The organism is Spirillospora sp. NPDC052242 (assembly GCF_040679555.1).
Taxonomy (GTDB): Bacteria; Actinomycetota; Actinomycetes; order Streptosporangiales; family Streptosporangiaceae; genus Spirillospora.
Genome location: NZ_JBFAUZ010000030.1, coordinates 68,885 through 90,662, shown reverse-complemented (window position 1 = coordinate 90,662; position 21,778 = coordinate 68,885). Strand labels below are relative to the sequence as shown.

At 75.4% G+C, this 21,778-nt stretch carries 21 protein-coding genes; 7 read left to right on the top strand and 14 right to left on the bottom strand.

Going from position 1 to position 21,778, the window contains the following annotated elements; translation table 11 throughout:
* Position 1: 1 nt before the first annotated feature.
* Positions 2-220, bottom strand: a complete 219-nt coding sequence (locus AB0L25_RS24250) for an EF-hand domain-containing protein (RefSeq protein WP_500174952.1) — start codon at positions 218-220, stop codon at positions 2-4.
* Positions 221-385: 165 nt separating this feature from the next.
* Here AB0L25_RS24250 and AB0L25_RS24245 point away from each other — a divergent pair, with 165 nt between their 5' ends.
* On the top strand, positions 386-1,294 hold the full coding sequence (locus tag AB0L25_RS24245; RefSeq protein ID WP_500174951.1) for an LLM class flavin-dependent oxidoreductase: 909 nt from the start codon (positions 386-388) through the stop codon (positions 1,292-1,294).
* Between the two features lie 65 nt (positions 1,295-1,359).
* Here AB0L25_RS24245 and AB0L25_RS24240 read toward each other — a convergent pair whose 3' ends face one another.
* Positions 1,360-3,741 (bottom strand): AfsR/SARP family transcriptional regulator, encoded by a 2,382-nt coding sequence (locus AB0L25_RS24240; protein ID WP_500174950.1) that lies wholly within the window; start codon positions 3,739-3,741, stop codon positions 1,360-1,362.
* A gap of 110 nt (positions 3,742-3,851) precedes the next feature.
* On the opposite strand from AB0L25_RS24240, the gene AB0L25_RS24235 reads away from it, so the two are divergent.
* Positions 3,852-5,369, top strand: coding sequence for an MFS transporter (locus AB0L25_RS24235; RefSeq protein WP_500174949.1), 1,518 nt, complete (start codon positions 3,852-3,854; stop codon positions 5,367-5,369).
* On the opposite strand, the gene AB0L25_RS24230 is transcribed toward AB0L25_RS24235, so the two are convergent.
* Complete coding sequence (locus AB0L25_RS24230) at positions 5,366-6,121, bottom strand: IclR family transcriptional regulator (RefSeq protein WP_500174948.1); 756 nt, start codon at positions 6,119-6,121, stop codon at positions 5,366-5,368. The two genes, AB0L25_RS24235 and AB0L25_RS24230, sit on opposite strands and share 4 nt — an antisense overlap.
* Positions 6,122-6,328: 207 nt before the next feature.
* Between AB0L25_RS24230 and AB0L25_RS24225 the strand changes: the two genes are divergently transcribed.
* On the top strand, positions 6,329-7,006 hold the full coding sequence (locus tag AB0L25_RS24225) for a Crp/Fnr family transcriptional regulator (protein ID WP_500174946.1): 678 nt from the start codon (positions 6,329-6,331) through the stop codon (positions 7,004-7,006).
* Between the two features lie 23 nt (positions 7,007-7,029).
* Positions 7,030-7,566, top strand: a complete 537-nt coding sequence (locus AB0L25_RS24220) for a hypothetical protein (protein WP_500174945.1) — start codon at positions 7,030-7,032, stop codon at positions 7,564-7,566.
* A 249-nt stretch (positions 7,567-7,815) separates the two neighbouring features.
* On the opposite strand, the gene AB0L25_RS24215 is transcribed toward AB0L25_RS24220, so the two are convergent.
* Both AB0L25_RS24215 and fbaA read right to left on the bottom strand, forming a co-directional pair.
* The gene (locus tag AB0L25_RS24215) at positions 7,816-8,265 is read right to left on the bottom strand and encodes a winged helix-turn-helix transcriptional regulator (protein WP_500174944.1); all 450 of its coding nucleotides are present in this window, start codon (positions 8,263-8,265) and stop codon (positions 7,816-7,818) included.
* A gap of 88 nt (positions 8,266-8,353) precedes the next feature.
* A complete protein-coding gene (fbaA, locus tag AB0L25_RS24210) occupies positions 8,354-9,376 on the bottom strand; it encodes a class II fructose-bisphosphate aldolase (RefSeq protein WP_500174943.1) in 1,023 nt (340 codons plus the stop codon).
* Positions 9,377-9,856: 480 nt separating this feature from the next.
* On the opposite strand from fbaA, the gene AB0L25_RS24205 reads away from it, so the two are divergent.
* Complete coding sequence (locus AB0L25_RS24205) at positions 9,857-10,243, top strand: RodZ domain-containing protein (RefSeq protein ID WP_500174942.1); 387 nt, start codon at positions 9,857-9,859, stop codon at positions 10,241-10,243.
* Between the two features lie 9 nt (positions 10,244-10,252).
* Here AB0L25_RS24205 and pyrE read toward each other — a convergent pair whose 3' ends face one another.
* Positions 10,253-10,789 (bottom strand): orotate phosphoribosyltransferase, encoded by a 537-nt coding sequence (pyrE, locus tag AB0L25_RS24200; protein WP_500174941.1) that lies wholly within the window; start codon positions 10,787-10,789, stop codon positions 10,253-10,255.
* Between the two features lie 69 nt (positions 10,790-10,858).
* Here pyrE and AB0L25_RS24195 point away from each other — a divergent pair, with 69 nt between their 5' ends.
* Positions 10,859-11,386: a hypothetical protein gene (locus AB0L25_RS24195; protein ID WP_500174940.1), complete on the top strand. Its 528-nt coding sequence runs from the start codon at positions 10,859-10,861 to the stop codon at positions 11,384-11,386.
* Positions 11,387-11,417: 31 nt separating this feature from the next.
* On the opposite strand, the gene AB0L25_RS24190 is transcribed toward AB0L25_RS24195, so the two are convergent.
* From AB0L25_RS24190 to AB0L25_RS24165, 6 genes are all read right to left on the bottom strand, one after another.
* Positions 11,418-11,549: a hypothetical protein gene (locus tag AB0L25_RS24190; protein ID WP_500174939.1), complete on the bottom strand. Its 132-nt coding sequence runs from the start codon at positions 11,547-11,549 to the stop codon at positions 11,418-11,420.
* Positions 11,550-11,863: 314 nt separating this feature from the next.
* Positions 11,864-12,511: a tetratricopeptide repeat protein gene (locus AB0L25_RS24185; protein WP_500174938.1), complete on the bottom strand. Its 648-nt coding sequence runs from the start codon at positions 12,509-12,511 to the stop codon at positions 11,864-11,866.
* Positions 12,512-12,591: 80 nt separating this feature from the next.
* Entirely contained in the window at positions 12,592-14,037 is a 1,446-nt protein-coding gene (locus tag AB0L25_RS24180) for an NYN domain-containing protein (protein ID WP_500174937.1), read from the bottom strand.
* 343 nt (positions 14,038-14,380) lie between these two features.
* On the bottom strand, positions 14,381-15,814 hold the full coding sequence (locus AB0L25_RS24175; protein WP_500174936.1) for a sigma-70 family RNA polymerase sigma factor: 1,434 nt from the start codon (positions 15,812-15,814) through the stop codon (positions 14,381-14,383).
* Positions 15,815-16,126: 312 nt separating this feature from the next.
* Positions 16,127-17,743 (bottom strand): alkaline phosphatase D family protein, encoded by a 1,617-nt coding sequence (locus AB0L25_RS24170; protein WP_500174935.1) that lies wholly within the window; start codon positions 17,741-17,743, stop codon positions 16,127-16,129.
* A gap of 129 nt (positions 17,744-17,872) precedes the next feature.
* Positions 17,873-18,868, bottom strand: a complete 996-nt coding sequence (locus AB0L25_RS24165) for an NAD-dependent epimerase/dehydratase family protein (protein WP_500174934.1) — start codon at positions 18,866-18,868, stop codon at positions 17,873-17,875.
* 97 nt (positions 18,869-18,965) lie between these two features.
* Between AB0L25_RS24165 and AB0L25_RS24160 the strand changes: the two genes are divergently transcribed.
* Positions 18,966-19,640, top strand: coding sequence for a hypothetical protein (locus AB0L25_RS24160; protein ID WP_500174933.1), 675 nt, complete (start codon positions 18,966-18,968; stop codon positions 19,638-19,640).
* Between the two features lie 7 nt (positions 19,641-19,647).
* Here AB0L25_RS24160 and AB0L25_RS24155 read toward each other — a convergent pair whose 3' ends face one another.
* Positions 19,648-21,087: a DUF4303 domain-containing protein gene (locus tag AB0L25_RS24155; RefSeq protein WP_500174932.1), complete on the bottom strand. Its 1,440-nt coding sequence runs from the start codon at positions 21,085-21,087 to the stop codon at positions 19,648-19,650.
* A gap of 246 nt (positions 21,088-21,333) precedes the next feature.
* A complete protein-coding gene (locus AB0L25_RS24150) occupies positions 21,334-21,732 on the bottom strand; it encodes a VOC family protein (protein ID WP_500174931.1) in 399 nt (132 codons plus the stop codon).
* Between the last annotated feature and the right edge of the window lie 46 nt (positions 21,733-21,778).

Sequence of the window (21,778 nt, the reverse complement as noted above, 5' to 3'; positions counted from 1 at the left end):
GTCACCGGTTCCAGGCGACCAGGAACTCCGGGAGCGAGATGCGGCCGTCGGCGTCGCCGTCGCGGTCGTCGGCCGCGCCGAAGACCGAGTCGAGTTCGGCGGCCGTGATCTGCTCGCCGCGCGCGTTCATGGCGAGCGCGAACTCCTCGCGGGTGATGTAGCCGTCGCCGTCGCGGTCGAACTCCTTGAACGTGGCGGTCGGGTCGTCGGGAACCGGCATGGGGACCTCGCGATCGGTGTCGTGCGGGGTGCGGGCGAACAGCGTCGAAGCCCGATCCTGCCCCGCCGCGCGCCGGACGTCCAGATGTCGAGAACCCGCCGCCGGCTCCGATCCCTCTGTGGACCGCGCCGCGGGCGCACCGGACGAACACAGGAGGACACGCGAATGGACCTGCCGCGACTCGGCGTCACCCTTCAGCACTTCGGCCCGCACGCCGGGCCGGACGCCGTCGTCACCGTGGCCCGGGCCGCCGAGCGGCTCGGGTTCCACGCAGTCTCGGTCTCCGACCGGCTGCTCATCCCCGTCGGGCCGCACTGGACGAACGACGCCGGGCTGCCCGAGGACACCCCGTGGGACGCCCTGGAGGTCCTCACCTGGGCCGCAGCGCACACCCGGCGGATCCGGGTGGCCACCGGCGTGCTCAACTCGATCTTCGAGTCGCCGGTCGCGCTGGCCCGCCGGCTGGCCACGCTCGACCGGCTGTCGCGCGGACGGCTGGACGCCGGGATCGGGCAGGGCGGCGGCACCCGGCTGCCGCCGCACTACATCCCCGAGGAGTTCGTCGCGGCCGGGGTGTCCCCCGCGCGGCGCGGCGCCGGGTTCGCCGAGCACGTCGCCGCGATGCGCGCCTGCTGGGGGCCCGACCCCGTCGAGTTCCACGGCGAGCACTACCGCGTCCCCGCCTCGAAGATCGGCCCGAAGCCGTGGGGCGACCGGATCCCGCTGCGCTTCGGCGCCACCGCCCGTCCCGCGATCGAGCGCGCGGCCCGCATCGGCGACGGCTTCGTCACCGTCGCCGTGAACTGGGACGACACCCGCACGCAGGTCGGCTGGTACCGCGCGGCGGGCGGCACCGGCGACGTCGTCGTCAACGTCCTGCCCGCCCCGCCCGGGACGGACGTGTCGTCCGCCGACTTCACCGCCGCGACGCTCGCGAACCTCGAGAGGGCCGTCGCGCTCGGCGCCGACGAGGTGCACGTCGTGACCGCGCTCCTGGGCGTCCCGGCGCGGCGCCAGGTCGAACTGCTGGAGGCCCTGGCGACCGAACTCGACCTCCCGAACCAACGCCCGTGACCCGGACGGACGCACACGTGGGCTGCCGAGCACGCACGGCTCGCGCTCCTCGGGCTGCCGCCCGGTCAGCGCTCGGTGGCCGGGGCCTCGGCGCGGCCTGCGTCGTACGCGGCGGGGAAGGCGTCGCCGAGCGCCGCGCGGGCGGCGTCGAGCAGGCGGGCGGTCTCCCGGGACGGGACGCCCGCGGACGGGTCCGCGGCCGCGCGGACGGCCGCGGCGGCGCCGAGCAGCCGGGCCGCGCGGTCGTCGCGGCCCGCGAGCAGCTCGGCGCCGGCGAGCCCGTCGAGCGCCGACGCGGCGGCGGCCGCGTCGCCGAGGGCGCGGGCGGCGGCGAGCCCGTCGAGATGGTGCGGGCGCGCCGCGGCGGCGAGCGCGGCGCCCAGCGCGCGGCCCGCGTGCCCGGCCCGCCCCCGTTCGATCCAGTACCAGGCCAGCGACGACGTGAGCCGCAGCGCGAGGCGCGCGTCCCGGCGGCTAACGGCGCTCTCCAGGGCGCGGCGCAGGTTCGCGGCCTCGGCGTCGAGGCGGGCGAGCCAGCGCAGCCGCGCGTGCCCGGTCCGGGACGCGTCGGCGCACTCCGCGACGCGGGCGTAGTAGTCGTCGTGGCGCTCTTGGACGTCGCCGGTCTCGCCCGCGTCGGCGAGGCGGTCGAGCGCGTAGGCGGCCACCGACTCCAGGAGCCGGTACCGGACGCCGCCGGGGCCGTCGGCCGGCAGGACGAGCGAGCGGTCGACGAGCCGCACGATGACGTCCATGATCTCGGCGCGGTCGACGTCGCCGCCCGCGCAGGTCTCCTCGGCCGCCTCCAGGGTGCAGCCGCCGGCGTGGACGGCGAGGCGGCGCAGGACGGCGCGCTCGGCGGGCGCGAGCGGCTCCCAGCTCCACGCGATCGCGGCGTGCAGGGTCCGCTGGCGCGGCGGGACGTCGCGGCGCTCGGAGCGCAGGACCCGGAAGCGGTCGTCGAGCCGCGCGGCGAGCGTCGCGGGCCCGAGCGCGCGGACGCGGGCGGCGGCGAGTTCGAGGGCCAGCGGCAGCCCGTCGAGGCGGCGGCAGACGGCGGCGACGGCCGCCGCGTTGGACGCGTCCAGCACGAACCCCGGATCCGCCGCCGCCGCACGCGCGACGAACAACCGAACCGCCGGAACCTCCGCGAGCCGCCGCACCCCGTCCTCCGAGGACGGGAGGTCGGGGGGCGGGACCGGGAGGGGCGAGACGGGGTGCAGGTGCTCGCCGGAGATGCCGAGGGGCTCGCGGGCGGTGGCGAGGACGCGCAGTTCGGCTCCCGTGGCGAGGAGCGCGTCCACGAGTTTCGCGGCGGGCTCGATGACGTGCTCGCAGTTGTCGAGGACGAGCAGCGCGCGGCGTCCGGCGAGCCCCTCCACGGGTTCGGCGGCGTGCGTCCCGCCGCGCTCCGGCAGGCCGGCGGCGGCGGTCACGGCCTCGGCGACCCCGCCCGGGGCGACGCCCGCCAGTTCGACGAGCACGACGCCCTCGGGGAAGGCGTCGCCCGTGCGGGCGGCGGCCTCCAGCGCGAGGCGCGTCTTGCCCACGCCGCCCGGTCCCGTGACGGTCACCAGCCGGGACGCGCGCAGGGCGGCGACGATCGCGTCCGGTTCGCCGTCGCGGCCGATCAGCGCGGTGCGCGGGACGGGGAGCCGCGCGGGCGCGAGGGGCGCGGGGCGCGCGGGCACGGCCGCGGGGACGTCCAGGGACGGGTCCTGGCGGAGGATCGCCCGCTGGAGGGCGGTGAGTTCGGGCCCGGGGTCGAGGCCGAGTTCGTCGCGGAGCCGGTTCCGGACGCGCTCGTAGCACTGCAGGGCCTCGTGCTGGCGGCCGGCGCCGTAAAGCGCGCGCATGAGGGCGGCCTGCAGGCGCTCGCGCAGCGGGTGGCGTCCGGCGAGGTCGGTGAGGTCGGCGACGAGGGCGCGGTGCTCGCCGAGCGCGAGGCGGGCCTCGGCCAGATCCTCGCGGGCGGTGAGGCGGCGCTCCTCCAGGCGGTCGGCGGCGGCGACGGCGAACGGGGCGTCGGCGAAGTCGGCGAAGGCGGGGCCGCGCCAGAGGGCGAGCGCCTCGGTGAGGGCGGACGCGCGGGCCCGCGCGTCCGGGTCCGTCCGGGCGGCGAGGGTCTCGAAGCGCAGCGAGTCGATCGCGTCCGGCGCGGCGGCCAGCGCATATCCGGGGGCCCGCGCGGCCACCAGGGAGCGCCCGCCGGGTTCGGCGTCGTCCAGGGCCCGGCGGAGCTGCGACACCTTCACGCGGAGCGCGGCGGCGGGCCGGGCGGGGAGGTCGTCGCCCCACAGGTCCCGGATCAGCCGCTCGGCCGACACCGGCCGTCCCCCGGCGGCCAGCAGCGCCGCCAGCAGCAGCCGGACTTTCAGCTCCGGGACCCGGACGGGGCGGCCGTCGTCCGTCCGGATCTCCAGCGGGCCCAGCACCCCGAAGCGCATGCGTTCACCGTAACCGGCCCCGAACCGGGCCGGAATCCCGTCCGAACCTCGCCATAACACCCGCGGCGCAGGGTGTGCGCGTCACCTTCCGAACGAAACGGGGAGAGATCATGACCGCAACCGCCGCGCCCGGGCGGCCCGCCCGGGCCGGTGCGCGCGCATGGCTCGGACTGGCCGTGCTGGCGCTGCCCACCCTCCTGCTGTCCATCGACAACACGGTGCTGTTCCTCGCGATGCCGCACCTCGGCGCCGACCTGGACCCCGGGCCCGTCCAGCTCCTCTGGATCATGGACGTCTACGGCTTCATGGTCGCCGGGTTCCTGGTCACGATGGGGGCGCTCGGCGACCGCATCGGCCGGCGCAGGCTGCTGCTGTGCGGGGCGGTCGCGTTCGGCGCGGCCTCGGCCCTCGCCGCGTACTCGAGCAGCCCCGAGATGCTGATCGCCGCCCGGATCCTGCTGGGGCTCAGCGGCGCGACGCTGATGCCGTCGTCGCTGGCGCTGATCAGCACGATGTTCCGGGACGAGCGGCAGCGCACCCTCGCGATCGGCGTGTTCACCGGCTGCTTCATGGGCGGCGCGGCGCTCGGCCCGGTGGTCGGCGGCGCGCTGCTGGAGAACTTCTGGTGGGGCTCGGTGTTCCTGATCGGCGTCCCGGTCATGGTGCTGCTGCTGGCCGCCGCGCCGCTGCTGCCGGAGTCGCGCGCCCCCGGCGGCGGCGGCCGCATCGACCTCGCGAGCGTCGCCTTGTCGCTGGCCGCCGCGTTCCCGGTCGTGTACGGGCTGAAGGAGTTCGCCGAGGACCCGTCGCGGCCCGCCGCGTACGCCGTGCTCGCCGCCGGGACCGCGTCCGGGTACCTGTTCGTCCGGCGGCAGCGCGCCATCCCCGACCCGCTGCTCGACCTGCGGCTGCTGCGGTCCCGGACGTTCTCGGTCGCCCTCGGCGTCCTGCTGGCGACGAACGTCCTGTCGGGCGGCCTGTACCTGTTCGCCAGCCGCTTCCTGCAGACGAGCGAGGGGCTGTCGCCGCTGGACTCCGGGCTGTGGCTGACGCTCCCGGCGATCGCGATGGTCGCGGGCTCGCTGCTGGCGCCGCTCGCCGCGCGGCGCGTCCGTCCGGGGACGCTGATCGCGGGCGGGATGGTCCCGGCGGCGGGCGGGTTCCTCGTGGCCGGCTTCGGGGACGGCATCGGGCCGCTGATGGCCGGGCTCACGATCGGGTTCCTCGGGCTGTCGCCCGTCGCCGCCCTGGGCATCGCGCTGATCGTCGGCGCGGCGCCGGACGAGCGCGCCGGCGCGGCGTCCGCGGTGGCCGAGACGTCCGGAGAGTTCGGCATCGCGTTCGGCATCGCCTCCCTCGGCAGCATCGGCGGCGCCGCCTACACCGCGCTGGTCGCCCTGCCGCCGGGCGCCCCGGGGGCCGCCGGGGAGTCGATCGAGGGCGCCGTCGCCGCCGCCGAGGGGCTCCCGCCCGAGCCCGCCGCCGCGCTGCTGTCGGCCGCCCGGGACGCGTTCCTCGACGGGTTCGGCGTCGTCACCGTCGTCGCCGCCGCCCTGCTCGCCGGGCTGGCCGTCCTCACGGCGACCGCCCTGCGGCACCTGCCGCCGATCGGCGGCGGCGACGCCTAGCGCGGCGTGCCCGCCGCCAGCGCGCGGCTGATCGACAGGCCGGTGAGCCGCAGCGGGCCGGCCAGCGACCAGGCCTGGTCGTCGTTCGGGACGACCAGGCCCAGCGCGGCGACGACGCGCCCGTCCGCGCGGACCGGCACGGCGATCCCGGTGGCGTCGGGGTGGATGTGCCCGGGGCAGAACGCGACGCCGCGCGTCCGGACGTCGGCGAGGACGGCCCGCAGGGTGCGTTCGTCCCGGATCGTCCGGGACGTGAACGGGACCAGCGGCCCGCGCAGCACCCGTTCGCGGACGTCCTCGGGTGCGTGGGCGAGCAGGACGAGCCCGGCGGACGACGCGTGCAGCGGCAGCCGTCCGGCGACCTTCGTGACGTTCACGACCGACCCCGGGACGGTGAGCCGCTCGACGAACAGCACTTCCTCCCCGTCGAGGACGCCGAGCTGGGTCGAGTGGCCGACGACCGAGTGCAGGTCGCCCATGTACTGCAGGGCCGTCTCCCGCAGGCCGAGGACGGGCGACGCGCGCTCGGCGAGCTCCCACATGCGGGTGCCGATCCGGACGCGGCGCTTCTCGTCCCGCACGAGCAGCCCGTGCCGGGTCAGCTCGTCCACGAGCCGCGCCGCGGTCGCGATGGGCAGCGCGGCGCGGCGGCTGATGTCGCTGATCGTCAGGACGGGACGGTCGGGGCCGAACGCGTCCAGGATCCGCACCACCCGCGTGACGACCGACTCGCCGCTCGAAGACCTGGCCACGTCCCCATCATCGCCGCGCCCGCGAACGTTCACCCGGGAACCGCCCATTGAGCGGAAACCCCTTGACCAGGTCGTATTGGGCCTCGCAAGGAAGGCGCGGTGGAGCACCGCTGCATCGAGGCACCGCGAGGCACTATGGAGGCACGGTGAAAGCACCTTGCCGGATGCTCTTTCAACAGAGCTAAGTGCATTAGTACACTCAATGGCATGTCGAAGCAGCGCTACACGGTGGGCGATCCGCTTCTCATCGAAGCGGAGCACGACGCTTTGAAACTGGCGGGGCAGCTGATCCAGCGGCCCGCCGGAACGGTGTTCATGAACGAGGGCGAGCAGACCGACTTCGTCATGCTCATCGAGAAGGGCGTCGTCAAGATCAAGGTCGGGCAGCCCGCCCGGACCGTCGCGCTGCGCCGGGCCGGCGAGATCGTGGGCGAGATGGCCCCCATCCGCGGCACCCCCCGCTCGGCGACCGTCGAGGCCGCCACCGACGTCGTCGTCCTGTGGATCTCCGCCGCGCAGTGGCTGGACTTCCTCGACGCCCACCCACGCGCCGCGATCGCGCTGATCGCGGCCACCGACGAGCGCCTCGACCAGGCCACCCAGAAGATCAAGGACTCGGAGTTCTCCGTCGAGCGGCGGCTCGCCGGCGCCCTGCTCGACCTCGTCGAGGCCGGGATCGGGCGGCGGCTGGACGACGATGGCGTCGAGATCGCGATCAGCCAGCAGGAACTCGCGTCCCTGGCGGGCGCCCGCATCGACTCCATCAAGAAGGTCCTGCGCATCTTCAAGGACCACGGCCTCATCCGGACGGGCCGGCAGCGGCTGACCCTCATCGACCTCGATCGGCTTTCGGCGATCGCCACGGGAAGCATGACCGCCCCGTAGCGGCGGCGGCAAGGGAGAGCGCGATGACCGGCAGACTGTCCGACCACCCGCTGATCAAGGTGCTGCTGGGGTTCCGGCTGCCCGCGGAGCACTACGTCGTCCACGGCAGCGGGCCGCTGCTCGCCCGCGGCCTGCGGCCGGTCGACGAACTCGACATCGTCGCCCGCGGCGCCGCCTGGCGCGCGGCGGCGCGGCTGGGCCGGCCGATCCGCGGCGCCGTCAGCGGCGCCCCGATGTACGAACTCGGGGACGGCCGGGTGCACGTCTCCCGGCACTGGTTCCTGCCGCCCGCCGACACCGACGCCGGCGTCGACGCGCTCATCGAGAACGCCGACCTGTTCGAGGGCATCCGCTTCGCGCGCCTCGACGAGGTCCGCGCCTACAAACGTCGGCTGGGGCGCGCCAAGGACCACGCCGACCTGCGGCTACTCGCGCGCCGCTCCCCCCGACCGGGCCCCGGCCCCGGCGCGCCCGCGCCGGGCGGCGCGGCCCCGCCCATGCTCGGTCCGCTACCCGAAGGAGAGGAGGTGATGACCCATGTGGTCGCAGGCTGTCACTGAGACGGCGCGGACGGTGCGGCTGGCCCTGGCAAGCTGGAGCCACACCGCCCGCGGGGCGATCCTGCTCGTGGTGCTTGCAGGATGCCTGTTGTTCCTCATGCACCAGGGTATGCCGCTCATCACCTGGTGAACAAGCGGCCCCGGGGCCGTGCCGCACCCGCTTCCGGCGGGCGCGGCGCGGCCCGCCCGCACGCCCGCGCACGTCCGGACGGTCACGCTCGGTGAGCGGCGGACGGGTGCGGACGGCCGTCAGGCGCCGGGGCCCGGGCGGGGTTCGACGTCGGTCGGGCCGAGGGGCGCACCGCACGCGTCGCACGTGAAGCGGGGCGTGAGCGTCCCGGCGCAGCCGCGGTGCCCGACGATCACCGGGGCGCCGTCCGGGGCGTAGTGGCGGTCGCCCCACAGCAGCAGCGTCATCATCGCGGGCCACAGCTCGACGCCCTTGCGGGTGAGCCGGTACTCGTAGCGCTCCGGGCGCTCCTGGTACGGGACGCGGCGCATGATGCCCTCGTCGCACAGCCGGCCGAGGCGGTCGGTGAGGATGTTGCGGGCGACGCCGAGCACGTCCTGGAAGTCGTCGAAGCGGCGGATCCCCTCGAACGCGCTGCGGATGATCAGCAGCGTCCAGCGGTCGCCGACGACCTCCAGCGAGCGGGCGATCGAGCAGTTCTGCGACTCGTAGGTGCGGGGCAGGGCCACGCTTCGAGAGTAGCCGAGCATTGTGGTGATACGTCGGGCCCGGGACGGGGCGTCCCCGTCCCGGGCCCGACGGCACCGGAGCTACCGGTTACTTCAGCTTCTTGCCGGCCGACTGCAGGCTCTCGCACGCCTCGACGATGCGGGCGGCCATGTTCGCCTCGGCGGCCTTGCCCCACGAGCGCGGGTCGTACTGCTTCTTGTTGCCGACCTCGCCGTCCACCTTCAGGACGCCGTCGTAGTTGCGGAACATGTGCTCCGCGACCGGGCGGGTGAACGCGTACTGCGTGTCGGTGTCGATGTTCATCTTGATGACGCCGTAGGAGACGGCCTCGCGGATCTCCTCGAGCGTGGAGCCCGAACCGCCGTGGAACACCAGGTCGAACGGCTTGTCCTTGCCGTGCTTCGCGCCGACCGCGTCCTGGATCTCCTTGAGGACCTCCGGGCGCAGCTTGACCGAGCCCGGCTTGTAGACGCCGTGCACGTTGCCGAACGTCGCCGCCAGGATGTAGCGGCCCTTCTCGCCGACGCCGACGGCCTCGGCGGTGGCGAGCGCGTCGCCCGGGGTCGTGTACAGCTTCTCGTTGATCTCGTTGGCGACGCCGTCCTCCTCGCCGCCGACGACGCCGATCTCCATCTCCATGATGATGCGGGCCTTCGCGCACTCCTCGAGGAGCTCCTCCGCGATCCGCAGGTTCTCGTGCAGCTCGACGGCGGACCCGTCCCACATGTGCGACTGGAACAGCGGCTCCTCACCGCGCGCCACCCGCTCCTGCGAGATCCCGATGAGCGGACGCATGAAGCCGTCCAGCTTGTCCTTCGGGCAGTGGTCGGTGTGCAGCGCGATGTTCACCGGGTACTTGGCGGCGACGACCTTGGCGTACTCGGCGAGCGCGGTCGCGCCCGTCACCATGTCCTTCACCGACGGCCCGGACAGGTACTCCGCGCCGCCCGTCGAGACCTGGACGATCCCGTCGCTCTCGGCCTCGGCGAAGCCGCGCAGCGCCGCGTTCAGCGTCTGGCTCGAGGTGACGTTGATGGCGGGGAAGGCGAAGCCGTCCCGCTTCGCACGGTCGAGCATCTCCGCGTAGGTCTCGGGCGTTGCGATGGGCATTTCAGCGTCCTTTCATACGCAGCGGTGCCGCCGGGCATCCGGCCGGGCGGTAGCTCCCGGGCACCCGCCGCACGGGCGGGAACGCCGGGTCGGGCATGCCGTCCACGGTCAGTATCGCGGTCGCGACGCTCGCCCAGCTCACCCGGGGGCGCCACGGGTGCCAGTATCCCGGATTTCGCGTCCGGAGCCAGTGGGGACGCGCGCCGCGCGGCGCCCGATCGCCGCGCGCTTCCGGCCGTCCGGAACGTCCCCCCGCCGCCCGGCGCGGACGCCCGCCGCCGCGGCGCCCGCGGCCCGATCGGCCCCGCGGACCACGAGATCCGGAGCCAAGGGAACAAAACGGACAGCGGCGCGAAGAAGAATGTCCCTGAAGAGTCACGTCCGTCGCTCAGCGGTGACAGTTATCGCTAACCTCCCCATGTGGGACGTCATCGGTCGGACCCCAGGGGTCTCGCACGCATATTGATCGCGGCTTTGGCCGTGGCCGCCGTCTTGGCTCTGCTCGTCGTGGGCGGCATGGCTCTGGTGAACGCGGTCTCGGGCGACCCCGATCCGCAGGGGCCCTCGGCCACCGTCTCCTCGGACGGCGGCGGAGGGTCCCCCTCCCCATCCGCGGGCTCCGCCTCCCAGGCGCCCGCCCTCCTGATCCGCGTCGTCGGCGCGCCCACCAAGGTGGTCGTCCGGGTGCCCGACGGCGAGATCTTTTTCACCGGGACCATGACCACCGGCGAGACCTACCGCTACGACGAGACGCCGCTGTCGGTCGTCGCCGACAACGGCTCCTCGCTCGAGGTCGCCATCCACGGCGAGAAGCAGGACCCGGCGTCCGCCCAGCGCACCGAATGGGCGGTGCCCCAGCAGCCCTGACCGACCGCGTCAGCCCAGCCCCAGATCGGCCACCTCGAACGGGTGCCGGTACTCCAGCCCCTCCTCGGCGATCCGCGCCGCGGCCCCCCGCTCCAGAATCGTCGCGACGGCCACGACGTGCGCCCCCGCCTCCCGCAGCGCCTCCACCGCGGTCAGCACCGAACCGCCCGTGGTGGAGGTGTCCTCGACGGCCAGCACCCGCCGCCCCGCCACGTCCGGGCCCTCGATCCGGCGCTGCAGGCCGTGCGCCTTGCCCGCCTTCCGCACCACGAACGCGTCCAGCGTCCGCCCCCGGGCCGCCGCCGCGTGCAGCATCGCCGTCGCCACCGGGTCGGCGCCGAGCGTCAGCCCCCCGACCGCCTCGTACTCCAGGTCCTCCGTCGCGTCCAGCATCACCGACCCGACGAGCGGCGCGGTGGCCCCGTCCAGCGTCACCCGGCGCAAGTCCACGTACCAGGACGCGCGCTTCCCCGACGACAGCACGAAGTCCCCGTGCACCACCGCCTTGGCCTTGATCCGTTCCAGCAGCTCATCACGATCGCTCACGGGGAAACCCTATTCACCCCGCCCGCGCGCGCCGCGCCCGCCATGTACGGTGCCGGAGAGGAGGACGACATGACACCCGGATCCCTCGTGCTCCTGCACGCGCCCGACACCGGCTCCGCCGCCTGGGGCGACCTTCCCGAGACCCTCCGCTCCTACGGGCTCGACGTCATCGCCCCCGACGTCACCGAGGGCACCGGCTCCCGCTACGTCGCCCGCGCGTCGCTCATCATCGCCGCGACCGCCCCCGCGACCCCGCTCGTCCTCGCCGCGCACGGCGCCGCCGGCCCGCTGCTCCCCGCGATCGCCCTCGCGCAGCGCGCCGCCCACCGCGCCGTCGGCGGCTACCTCTTCGTCGACGCCGACCTCCCCCGCCCCGCCCACGCGCACGACCACGACGACGGCCACGAGCACGTCCCGTCGCCCCCGGACTGGCCGGACGCCCCCTGCGCCTACCTCCGCACCCACGCCGACCGCTCCGCGTCCCCGGGGCACGCCCAAGCCGTCCGAGAGGCCCGCCTACGCGGCTGGCCCGTGACCGAGCACGAACCCCCTACCGCCGTGGCCCAGTCCCTGAGCGAACTCCTCACGACCCTCTAGCCCCCACCCACACCGGCCAGGGGGGCGGGGGTCAGGCGTCGGCGGGGGCGATGTCCTCGGGGGCGAGTTCGCGTTCCGCGATGCCGGCGAAGCCGTCGCGGCCGGTGTAGCTCTCCTCGCCGATGATGCGGCCGTCCTCGTCGATGGGCCACACGATCGCCATGCGGGTCCAGACCGACCGTGCCGGCCTTGTCGGCACGCCGTCCCCGTCTGGCATCCCAGCGCCGCCGTGCGGGCCGTGGGCCTACCGCCCGCCTCCTCGCCCCGCTCGTCCGGAGCGTCGCCGGGCGGGCCGTGCGGGCCTGTCGCACGGCATCGCCGCCCTGCCCAGTCCGGGCGGGCCGATGCACGGACACGCGTGGCGGGGTCGCGAGGCGGTCGTCCGGTCCTGTGGACGGACGAGTGGGCGGGCCGAGCGCACGGGGGGCGGCGTGCGGTCGTCGCCGACCGTGCCGGGGCCGTCCGTGGGGTGCGGGGTCAGGCGTTCTTGAGGAGGTCGTCCAGGAGGGCGTCGTAGTCGTCTTCGCCTCGGCCGAGGTCGATGCGGGCTCGGTAGCGGAGGCGGAGGAGGGCTTCGAGGCTGTCCTCGGCGATCGCCACGTCGTCGGGGCCGGGGGTCAGGGACTCGGCGGCGGGGGGCTCGCCGGGGCCGCCGGGGCCGCCGACGCCCGTGCCGACGGCGTTGTCGCGCAGCGCGAGGACGACGTCGGCGCCGTTCGTGGCCCAGTCGTGGGCGCCGGACGCGTCGCCCTGGGCGTACAGGACCTCGGCGACCGCCCGGTACACCTCGGGGTCGCGGGGACGGTCGGCGCGGATCTGGTCGACGAGGGTGCGGGCCTCGTCGGCGCGGCCGAGTTCGAACAGCGCGTCGGCGAGGTAGGCGCGCGGGTCGCCGTAGGTCTCGCCGCCGTCCTCGAGGGCGCGGCGGTAGAAGTCGGCGGCCTTGCCGTGGTCGCCGGCGTGCTGCCACTGCTCGCCCGCGCGCAGCAGGACGTTCGCGCGGGACACCCCGCCGGACACCGTCTCGGCCAGTTCGGCCAGGCGCCGGGCCGCCGCGATGTGATCGCCCGTGCGCAGGGTGTCGAACTCCAGGTCGTCGAGGTCGTCTTCCGTCACATGCGTCACGGTTCAACGCTACCCGGCGGCGCCCGACCGAAGCGGGCGAATCTGGGATGTCGGTGAATACCGGACCGTACCCGTCGGCCTCACCTGCGGGAACGTTCGAGGGCGTCCCAGAACCCGCGGCGCAGCGCGTGCCGGACCTCGTCGTGCAGCAGGAAGTCGATCGGCAGCGACGAGCCCTGCAGGAGGCGCGCCTCCAGGTCGGAGGGCATCCGGGGCTTGCGGGCGAGGACGGCCTCCAGCCAGAGCGCGGGCGCGTCGCGGGCGACGGACTCGCCGAAGTCCTGCCCCTCCTGGTGCGCGGACTTGACGGCGTCCGCCAGCGACGGCGAGTTCTGCTGGGCGGGCACCGGGGAGAGCTGCTGCGGCCCGGTGTAGGGGCCGGGCGGGCGGCTCGCGGGGAGCGACTGCGGCGCGGACGGCGGCGACGGCGCGGGCACCGGCGGCGACGTGTACTGCTGGGACGGCGCGGCGTGCGAGCCGGTCTGGACGGGCGCGGCGGGCTGCGAGGTGCCGCCGCTGAACGACGCGCCGAACCCGCCGGCGCCGGACGACCCGAGCGTGGTGGAACCGAGCGGGCCGGCCCCCGGGGAACCGCCGAGCGGGCCGGAGTCGGGGCCGGTGTCGAGGACGCTCGAGCCGTACCCGCCCGACGCGGGCGACGGCGTCGGGCCCGTGGACGTCTGCGGGGACGGCAGCACGGAGGGGCCGGTGGACGCCCGGGCGGGCGCGGGGCTCGACGGGACGGGCGGGAGCGGGGACGGCGGGGGCGGGGCGGGCGTGCCGGTGATCGGCGACGAGGGGGGCGGGCCGTTCTGCGCGGCGGGCTGCAGGGACCCGAGGGACGCGCCGTTGCCGTGCCCGTTCGACAGCGGACTCGACCCGGACGACGCGGTGGACGAGCCGATCGGGACGCCGGGCAGCACGGAACCGGACGGCGGCGAGCTGATCGACGACGCGGACGACGAGCCGGACGAGCTCGCGCCGTCCATGCCCGTCAGGAGGTTCACGTAGGGGCGCAGGTCGCCGGAGCCGATCTCGATGAGGTCGTCGCATTCCTGCCGCAGCCCCCGCGAGATCGTCCAGTTGCCGTCGACGGCGACGTGCACGACGGTGACGCGGACGCCGAGGTCCTGCGCGTCGGCGACGACCTGGGCGAGGTCCTCGTCGCCGCTGACCAGGACGGCCTCGGCGAGGGCGGCGTTGCGGGCGAGGGTCATGAGGTCGCGGTGGATCTCGGTGTCGACGCCCTCGCGGCGGCCGGGGCGGATGCGGCCGAGCCGGAGTTTGAGGCCGGGCAGGTCGGCGAGCGCGTCGTGCTCGGGGGCGCGGCGGCCCTCGACGGTGGCCTCGTACCAGTAGCAGCGCAGCAGCGGCAGGCCGGTGCGCTCCCTGGACAGGTTGTTCAGCAGTTGCAGGAGGCCGCTGAAGTCCCAGGCCACGGCGTCGCGGTGGCGGGTGCCGTGCACCGCCATCGCACCGTCGCCCAGCAGATAGCCGGCGTCTACGAACAGCGCGCAGCGATCCATGCGACACCGCCCTTCCTCTGGCACGGGAGCTCACGGGGTGCCCGGCCCGCGGTCAGGCCGGCGAGCGTGACCATCTTCGGCGCCTGCCCTTCCTGTTGGGGACGTGGGCGGCGTAATGACCTAGGGCCTTCCATAGCGTAGTGAAGCCCGTCAGCCTCGTAGGCCAATACGGCGATTCGCCACTCTTTCACGGGGTCCGGCCGGTCCGCGACTCTCCGGTAACAACGAATTGGAGACTTCGGCGGACGCTACCAGCCGTTTCGGTCCGGCCCCCGGCTTCCCGCCGATCTTTACGGGAACGGGCAGGTGAACGGTTCGGGCGGGGCAGTGCGCGACCTCGCCTTCACGATCGCATGGCCCCCCGGCGCGCCAGGGGTGAGGGAGGTGTGGCGTCCAGGTCAGTTTGGACGTCGCCTTCCGTGCGGACCTCGACCTCCACGTCGACCCGGACGTCGCCCGCCGCGGCCGCGCGCATCGGGACGTCCGCGTCGACCACCGCGTCCACGTGGACCCGCGTCCGGACGAGCGTGCGCACGTCGACCTCGGAGTCGACCTCGACGATCGGCGGCGCGGGCTCCGGTTCGGGTTCCGGCTCGGGCTCGGCCGGGGCGGGACGCTCGGGCGGCGGTGCGGGCGCCTCCTCGGGTGCGGGCGCCTCCTCGGGTGCGGGCGCCTCCTCGGGTGCGGGCGCCTCCTCGGGTGCGGGCGCGGGTGCGGGCGCGGGTTCGGCGCGGGCGGCCGGGACGGGCTCGAACGGACGGGCCGCGGCCGCCGGGGCGGCCGGGACCGGGGCCGGCGGGCCGGCGGGCGCGCGGGCGGGCGGGGCCGCCGGGACGGCCGGCCGCGCGACGACCGGGGGTAGGCGTTCCGGCTCCCGCGTGGGCTCGTCGTTCGACACCAGGACCATCCCGAGCGCGACGGCGCACGCGACGGCGGTGGCGCCGAGCGCGTGCCGCCACCGCCGGGGCACCCGCCCGAGCCAGGCGAACAGGCCGCCGCCGGTCGCCAGGTAGGCCGTCGCCGCCGCGCCCAGCACGAGCGGGCCGAGGGCCTCCCGGAGGGCGCCGTTCAGTTCGGCGAGTTCGGCGTGGACGGCCTTGCAGTCGGCGCAGCCGTCGAGGTGGCCGCGGACGCGGCGGGTGTCGCGGCGGGCGAGGCCGTCCCGCACGTAGGCGCCGAGCTTGCCGACCGCCTCGCGGCACTTGGCGCGGTCGGCGGGCAGCGCCGCCAGGTGCATCTGCAGGTACGCCTGCCGCAGCCCCTCGCGGGCCCGGTAGGCGAGCGCGGCGGCGCCGTTGGCGGTGAGGCCGAGCAGCGGGGCGACCTCGGCGGGCCGGGCGCCCTCGATCTCGGTGTGCCAGAGGACGGTCTGCCAGCGTTCGGGCAGCGACTGGAACGCGCCGAGGACCATCGAGCGCTCCAGGTCGCGCAGGGCCGGGTCCTCGAAGGGGGTGCCGCGGTCGAGCTCGTCGATCCGGTCGGTCGGGTGGACGCGGCGGTCGGCGCGGTGCCGGTCGTACACGGCACGCCGCACGGCGGTCAGCAGGTAGGGGCGGAACCCGGAGTCGGGGCCGCCGCCGCGCCGCAGCAGGTCGAGGATCTTGGCGAGCGCCTCCTGGACGGCGTCCTCGGCGGTGTCGCCGTCGGCGAGGTGCCGGGCCAGGCCGCGCGCGGCCGGGACGTGCCGTTCGCAGAGCGTGCCGTAGGCGTCGGTGTCGCCGGCGCGGACCCGGGAGATGAGCGCCGCGTCGCCGGCCTCGGGTTCCTCCTGGTGCACACCGCCCCCTCGCGCCGCACGCCGCCCGCCGTGCCGCGGCCGCGCCCCCACGCGCCGCGACGGCCTTGCTCGCTCATTGTGACGCCTTGACGACTGTTTGTCGTTCAATTCGGGGAGACCGGATTTTTTCGCTGGAGTCACGTCATGGACACGTCGCCATGCCGTTGGATGAGGCGCGGACGATGTCGGAGGGGGCTTCGTCCGCTACCGGGGGGTGTGCTCGCTCCGGCGAGGGGGCGGAGCGAGCACACCATCCCCGCCGCTGTACCGGACGCGAGGCACGCGACGGACGGGCGGGGGGCGTCCGGCGGTTCAGCCGGTGATGTCGGCGCTGCCCAGCTCGACGAGCGTGCCCGCGTTGCGGGGCGACTCCCACGTGACGTCGCAGTCGCCGCCCGCCAGCGTCACGGTGGCGATCGCGTTGTCGAACCACGGCCCGTCGGTGACGCGCCACTTCAGCGGCGGCACGGGGACCTTCGCGAGCTTCCCGAGCCAGCGGAACGGCGTCGCGGTCTCCCACATGCAGGCGATCCGCTGGGCGATGCGGATCTTGCCGTCCAGCGGGTTGCGGAACGGCGAGCAGACGATCTGGGCGATCTTCGTGTCGATGTCCGGGGCGTCGACGCGCGCCAGGTACGAGAAGTGGACGTCGCCGGACAGGAACGTGATGCTCGCGGGGACGGCCCCGCGCTCGCCGCGCCCGATCGCGAGGACGTGCGAGGCGACCTCGCGGAACGACCGGTCGAACGCCGCCCAGTGCTCCAGGTCGACGGCCTGCCGCATCTTCTCGCCGAGCGCCGCGCCGGGCCGTCCCCACGCGCCCTCGGAGATCGCCTCGTTCCAGTTCTCGGCGTCGTGGATGGCGCGGGGCAGCAGGAACGGCAGGGAGCTGGCGATGACGAGGTGCTCGACGTCGCCCTGGCACTGCTCGCCCAGCCACGCGAACTCGCGGTCGTCCAGCATGCCGCGCCGGTCGGGGGTGAGCAGGCGGGAGCAGCGGCTGTCGACGACGATGAAGCGGACGCCGCCGAAGTCGTGCGCGTAGCTCCACCGCATGCTCTCGGGCTCGCGGTCGGCGCGCTCGGTGAACGCGTCCAGGACGTCCGAGGCGTCGCCGGTCGCGTCGGACGCGGCCCGCACTTGCGCGAAGATCGGGTCGTCGGCGCGTTCCTCCGGCGACAGGTTGCCGAGGTGCTGGTACACCCAGTACGAGCCGATGCCGCCGGTGATGCGCGCCCGCCACCAGGGCTGCGCCCACATCTCCTCGCGCCACGCGTAGGAGGTGTTCCAGTCGTCGCGGATGTCGTGGTCGTCGAAGACGGTGAAGGTGGGCACGGTGGACAGCAGCCACCGCACCTCGGCGTCGTCGCGCCAGGCCAGCTCGTAAAGCCGGACGTACTCCTCGTAGTCGGCGACCTCGCCGACGGGCGGTTCGTCGCCGCGCCGCTCCCGGATGTACTCGAGCATGTCGTCGCCCAGCTCGTCCGCGTACACCTGGTCGCCGACCATGAGCAGGACGTCGGGCCACTCGACGCCGTCGCCGAACGCGCGCAGGCGGCGGGCGAACGCGGTGAGGGCGTCGTGGCCGAACTCCTCGACGGTGCCGGGGGCGCGGCGGCACGAGCCGAACGCGATGCACAGCGGGCCGCCGTCCGGGAGCGTCCGCAGGAGGCTCGGGGGGAACTCGGCGTTGAGCGGCCAGACGGTCTCGCCGTCCGCGACGACCTCGTAGGGGACGCGGGCGCCCGCGGGGAGGCCGGCGACGTCGACGACGGCGTAGTGGTGGCCGTGCACGGTGAACGTGCGCGCCGCCGCGTCCACCCCGTCGCCCACGACGCGGACCTCGCAGGGACGGTCGGTCTCCACGAAGATCGTCGCCGTGTGGGAGCTCACGTGCCGGAGGTGGGGCCCGAGTACCAAAGCGGTCATATGTGCTCTCTACCGGGCCGGGGGCCGCCGCGTCCACCGGAACGGCGACCCGCGGTCCAAGATCACGGGCGGGACGGCCCCGGCGGCGCGGGCGGCACGGGGCCGGGGAGCGGCGCCGGGCGCGGGCTTTCAGCCGCCCAGGACCTGCGCCTCCTTCTCCCTCGGCAGCCCCGGGGACGGACGGTCGGGGCGCTGCGGCGCGCGTCCCCCGATCGTCCGCAGCCACGCCCAGGTGTCGGCGACGGTGACGTCCACGGGACGGCAGTGCAGCCCCGTGGACAGGGCCCGGTCGACGTTCGCGCGGTGCAGGGTGTCGTAGAGCTCGCCGGACGGCACCCAGACGGGGAGTTCGGTCCACGGCTCGATGCCCGCGGCGAGGACGCGCTCCGGGTCGGTCCAGACGAGCCGCGCGTCGGAGCCCGTCGCCCGGACGCAGGCGTCGAGCAGTTCGCCCATCGTCGTGTGCCCGGGGGCGCTCACGAGGTTGAAGGGGCCGGACAGCCGCTTCCCGATCGCGTCGAGCGTCCAGGCGGCGAGGTCGCGGGCGTCGACGTACTGGAGGCCGAGGTCGCGGGGGCCGGGCGCGAGGACGCGGCCGCCCTCGGCGATGCGGGTGAGCCACCACGGCAGCCGCCCGACGTTCTCGTGCGGGCCGAGGATCAGGCCGGCGCGCACCAGGACGGTCCGGTCCGCGCCGAACGCGCCGACGGCGGCGAGTTCCCCGCCGCGCTTCGCCCGCGCGTAGTCGTCGGACGCCTCGTCGTCCGGGGAGCCGTCCACGACGGGCGCGTCCTCGTCGAGTCCCGGCGGCGCGGGGATCGGGTACACGGACCGGCTGGACACGTAGACGAACCGTTCGGCGCGTCCGGCGAGGAGGCGCGCGGCGTCGCGGACGACGGACGGCGCCCACGACCAGGTGTCGACGACCGCGTCCCACTCGCCGCCGGCCGCGTCGAGCGCGGCGAGGCCGTCCGGTGCCGTCCGGTCGCCGCGCAGGAGCGTCGCGCCGGGCGGCGGCTCGTTCCGGCCCCGGTTGACGACGGTCACGTCCCAGCCGCGCGCGACGGCGTCCTCGACGACGGCGCGGCCCACGAACTCGGTTCCTCCGAGCATCAGCAATCGCATGAGCCAACTGTACGCTCTGTACGTTCGGTACAGAAGCCTCGATCCCGGTCGGTGGACGAACGGTCAGGATGGTCCCGGTACCGGTAGGTTCGCGCCCGTGACCGGTTTCGACATCGTCCGCGACCTCCCCGCCGCCCTCCACGACCGCGAGGCCGCCTGGACGTACGTCCGGGGCTTCGCCGCGCACTGGGGCGTCCCGCTCGGCCCCGGCGACGGCACGCCCGCCGCCGAGCTGGACGCCGCCGAGGAGGCCCTCGGCGTCCGGCTGCCCGCCGCGCTGCGGGAGGGCTACGCGCTCTTCGGCCGCCGCCCCGACCTGCACACCAACCTGCACGGCCTGCTCGCGCCGGAGGACTTCTACCTGCACGCGGGCGGGGTCGTGTTCCGCGAGGAGAACCAGGGCGTCGCGACCTGGGGCGTCCTCGTCACCGACATGGACGCCGCCGACCCGCCCGTCCGGATGAGCATCGACGACGGCCCCTGGGAGCCCTGGTACGACGCGTTCTCCGTCGCCTGCCTGGAGATCGTCCTGTCCGAGTCCACGCAGGCCGAGGACCTCTGCGACCACCGCGACCTCGACGACGGCGACGACCTCGCCCGGCGCTTCACCCGCGTGCCGCTGCCCTTCCCCGGCGGCGACGACGTCGCGTTCTACGCGGGCCCCGGCGTGCTCCTGTGCGACGACGGCGCCATGCTCTCCGTCCGCGCCCGCGACCCGGAGACCCTCGACCGCTTCCGCGACGACCACCCCGGCCCCTGGCTGAACGGCTGACGCACGGTCAGATCGTCCAGACGCAGACGGGCGGGCCCGCGTCGACGTCGCGCCCGGCCGCCGCGAGCCGCGCGCCGTCCAGCCAGACGACCGCGTTCATCGCCTCCTGCGCCCCGCGCAGCCGCCGCACGTGCCGCCCCGTGCCGACCTCCCACACGTGGACGTCCCCGTCCTCGTGCGCCGTCGCCAGGACCGTTCCATTCGGAGAGAATGCCAGGTCAGCGGGTTGGCCGATGTTCGGCGAAAACGCGATGACGCGGCCTGTGCCGAACGTCCGCCCGTCCCGGTGCCACAGCCGCACCGCCTCGTGGTCGGCGACCGCGAGCAGCCCGCCGTCCGCCGACCACGCCGCGCAGTGCCGCACCGTCGGGCCCGTCCGGACCGGCTCCTCCACCACCGAGCCGTCGGCCGCGTCCAGCACCGCGACGCCCTTCTCCCGGCCGTCGGCGACCACCGCCAGCAGCGCCCCGTCCGGGGAGAACCGCACCGCCGACGCCGGACGCTCCGCCCGCCACAGCTCCCGCCCGCCCGCGAACGCCCGGACGGTCCCGCCCGCGGCGGCCGTGACCGTCCCGTCCGGCGACACCGCGACGTCCCACGCGTCGCCGACGCCCGCCTCCCGGCGCTTCCCGCGCGGCAGCTCGACGCGCACCGCCTCCCGCCCGTCCCGCAGCACCAGCACCCCGCCGTCCGCCGACACCGCGGCCCGCCAGTAGGCCGCGGCGTGCCGCACCGCGACGACCTCCCGGCCGCCGTCCGCCTCCCACGCGAACAGCTCGCCGCCCGACCCGCACGCCACGAGCAGCCGCGCCTGCGCCGCGAACGCGAGCGCCGTCACCTGGTACGTCCCCATGGAGCCGAGCGTCGTGAACTCGCCCTCCGGCTCGGGCACGTCCAGGTCGGCCGCCAGCCGCGCCACGGCCGCCGCCGGGTTGAGCCGCCGGGCGTTCTCCAGCCGGCTCCGGTCGCTCTGGTCGCCCTGCAGCACCGTGACGACCACCCGGTCGCGCTCGTCCCCGCGGCCGAAGAACCCCTCGTCGTCCAGCCTGGCCAGCGCCCGGAAGCACGCCTCCCGGCGCGCCTCCACCTCGGCGTCGTCGGCGTCCCCGCCGCCCCGGCCCTCCAGCAGCTCCTGGACGCCGGCGAAATGGTGCTCGCCGAGCATGTGGTGCGGCGAATCGGCCGGGCTCCACCGCAGCTCCGCCGCGTGCTCCCCCACCATGCGCCCGAACTCGCCCGCGTACACCCGCGCCACCGCCCGCAGCCCCTCCTCCGAGCTGCACGTCGGCAGGACGTACTCGTAGAGCGGGCCCGTGAACAGCCCGTAGCAGTAGAACGTCTCCCCGGGATGCGCCTCCCGCGCCTGCGCGAACGCCGCGCGCGCCGCGCCGGCCAGCCGTCCCGCCAGCTCCTCGACCGCCGCCCGGCGGGACCTGTCCGCGCCCATCGGGACGCCCCCGAACCTCACCCGGCGTCCCGCGCCGGCCCGTGCACGCCCGTCCGAATCCTCACCCGAACCCCCTCGCCGCCGCCCGCATCGACATCTGACTACCACCATTCGCGCACGCTTCGGGCATGCCTCGATGCATCCGGCCGCCCCCCGACCGCATCCGGCCGCATCCGGCCGCCGTCCGTGCATGCGGCGCGGCCCGCACGCGGGCGGGCGTGCGGGCCGGGGTCCGGTGGAGAGGGGTCAGCGGGCGGCGGGGCCGAGGAGGTCCCAGCGGTTGCCGGCGATGTCGCGGAACACGGCCACGCGGCCGTACGGCTCGGTGCGCGGCGCGGTCACGAACTCGACGCCCGCCGCGGTGAGGCGCGCGTGCTCGGCGTCGAAGTCCGCCACGCGGAGGAAGAACCCGACGCGGCCCGCGACCTGCTCGCCGACGACCGCCGCCTGCCGCTCGCCGTCCGCCCGCGCCAGCAGGATCCCGGTCCCGCCGCCGGGCGGACGGACGACGACCCACCGCTTCGCGCGGCCGTCGTTCGTCCGCGCCGGCGCGTCCTCGACGAGGTCGAAGCCGAGGACGTCCGTGAAGAACCCGATAGCCCGGTCGTAGTCGTCGACGACGATCGTCACCAGCTCGATGTTCATACGCCGCGCTCCCGCCGCTCCCGACGTCCGGACGGCGCCACGCTAC

Excerpts from the sequence above, each read along its gene's own strand:
- AB0L25_RS24240 (WP_500174950.1), bottom strand. The coding sequence starts at position 3,741 with ATGCGCTTCGGGGTGCTGGGCCCGCTGGAGATCCGGACGGACGACGGC.
- AB0L25_RS24190 (WP_500174939.1), bottom strand. The coding sequence starts at position 11,549 with ATGGCGATCGTGTGGCCCATCGACGAGGACGGCCGCATCATCGGCGAG.
- AB0L25_RS24150 (WP_500174931.1), bottom strand. The coding sequence starts at position 21,732 with ATGAACATCGAGCTGGTGACGATCGTCGTCGACGACTACGACCGGGCT.
- AB0L25_RS24235 (WP_500174949.1), top strand. The coding sequence starts at position 3,852 with ATGACCGCAACCGCCGCGCCCGGGCGGCCCGCCCGGGCCGGTGCGCGC.
- AB0L25_RS24245 (WP_500174951.1), top strand. The coding sequence starts at position 386 with ATGGACCTGCCGCGACTCGGCGTCACCCTTCAGCACTTCGGCCCGCAC.
- AB0L25_RS24165 (WP_500174934.1), bottom strand. The coding sequence starts at position 18,868 with ATGCGATTGCTGATGCTCGGAGGAACCGAGTTCGTGGGCCGCGCCGTC.
- AB0L25_RS24225 (WP_500174946.1), top strand. The coding sequence starts at position 6,329 with ATGTCGAAGCAGCGCTACACGGTGGGCGATCCGCTTCTCATCGAAGCG.
- AB0L25_RS24170 (WP_500174935.1), bottom strand. The coding sequence starts at position 17,743 with ATGACCGCTTTGGTACTCGGGCCCCACCTCCGGCACGTGAGCTCCCAC.
- AB0L25_RS24180 (WP_500174937.1), bottom strand. The coding sequence starts at position 14,037 with ATGGATCGCTGCGCGCTGTTCGTAGACGCCGGCTATCTGCTGGGCGAC.
- AB0L25_RS24195 (WP_500174940.1), top strand. The coding sequence starts at position 10,859 with ATGACACCCGGATCCCTCGTGCTCCTGCACGCGCCCGACACCGGCTCC.
- fbaA (WP_500174943.1), bottom strand. The coding sequence starts at position 9,376 with ATGCCCATCGCAACGCCCGAGACCTACGCGGAGATGCTCGACCGTGCG.
- AB0L25_RS24155 (WP_500174932.1), bottom strand. The coding sequence starts at position 21,087 with ATGGGCGCGGACAGGTCCCGCCGGGCGGCGGTCGAGGAGCTGGCGGGA.
- AB0L25_RS24250 (WP_500174952.1), bottom strand. The coding sequence starts at position 220 with ATGCCGGTTCCCGACGACCCGACCGCCACGTTCAAGGAGTTCGACCGC.
- AB0L25_RS24220 (WP_500174945.1), top strand. The coding sequence starts at position 7,030 with ATGACCGGCAGACTGTCCGACCACCCGCTGATCAAGGTGCTGCTGGGG.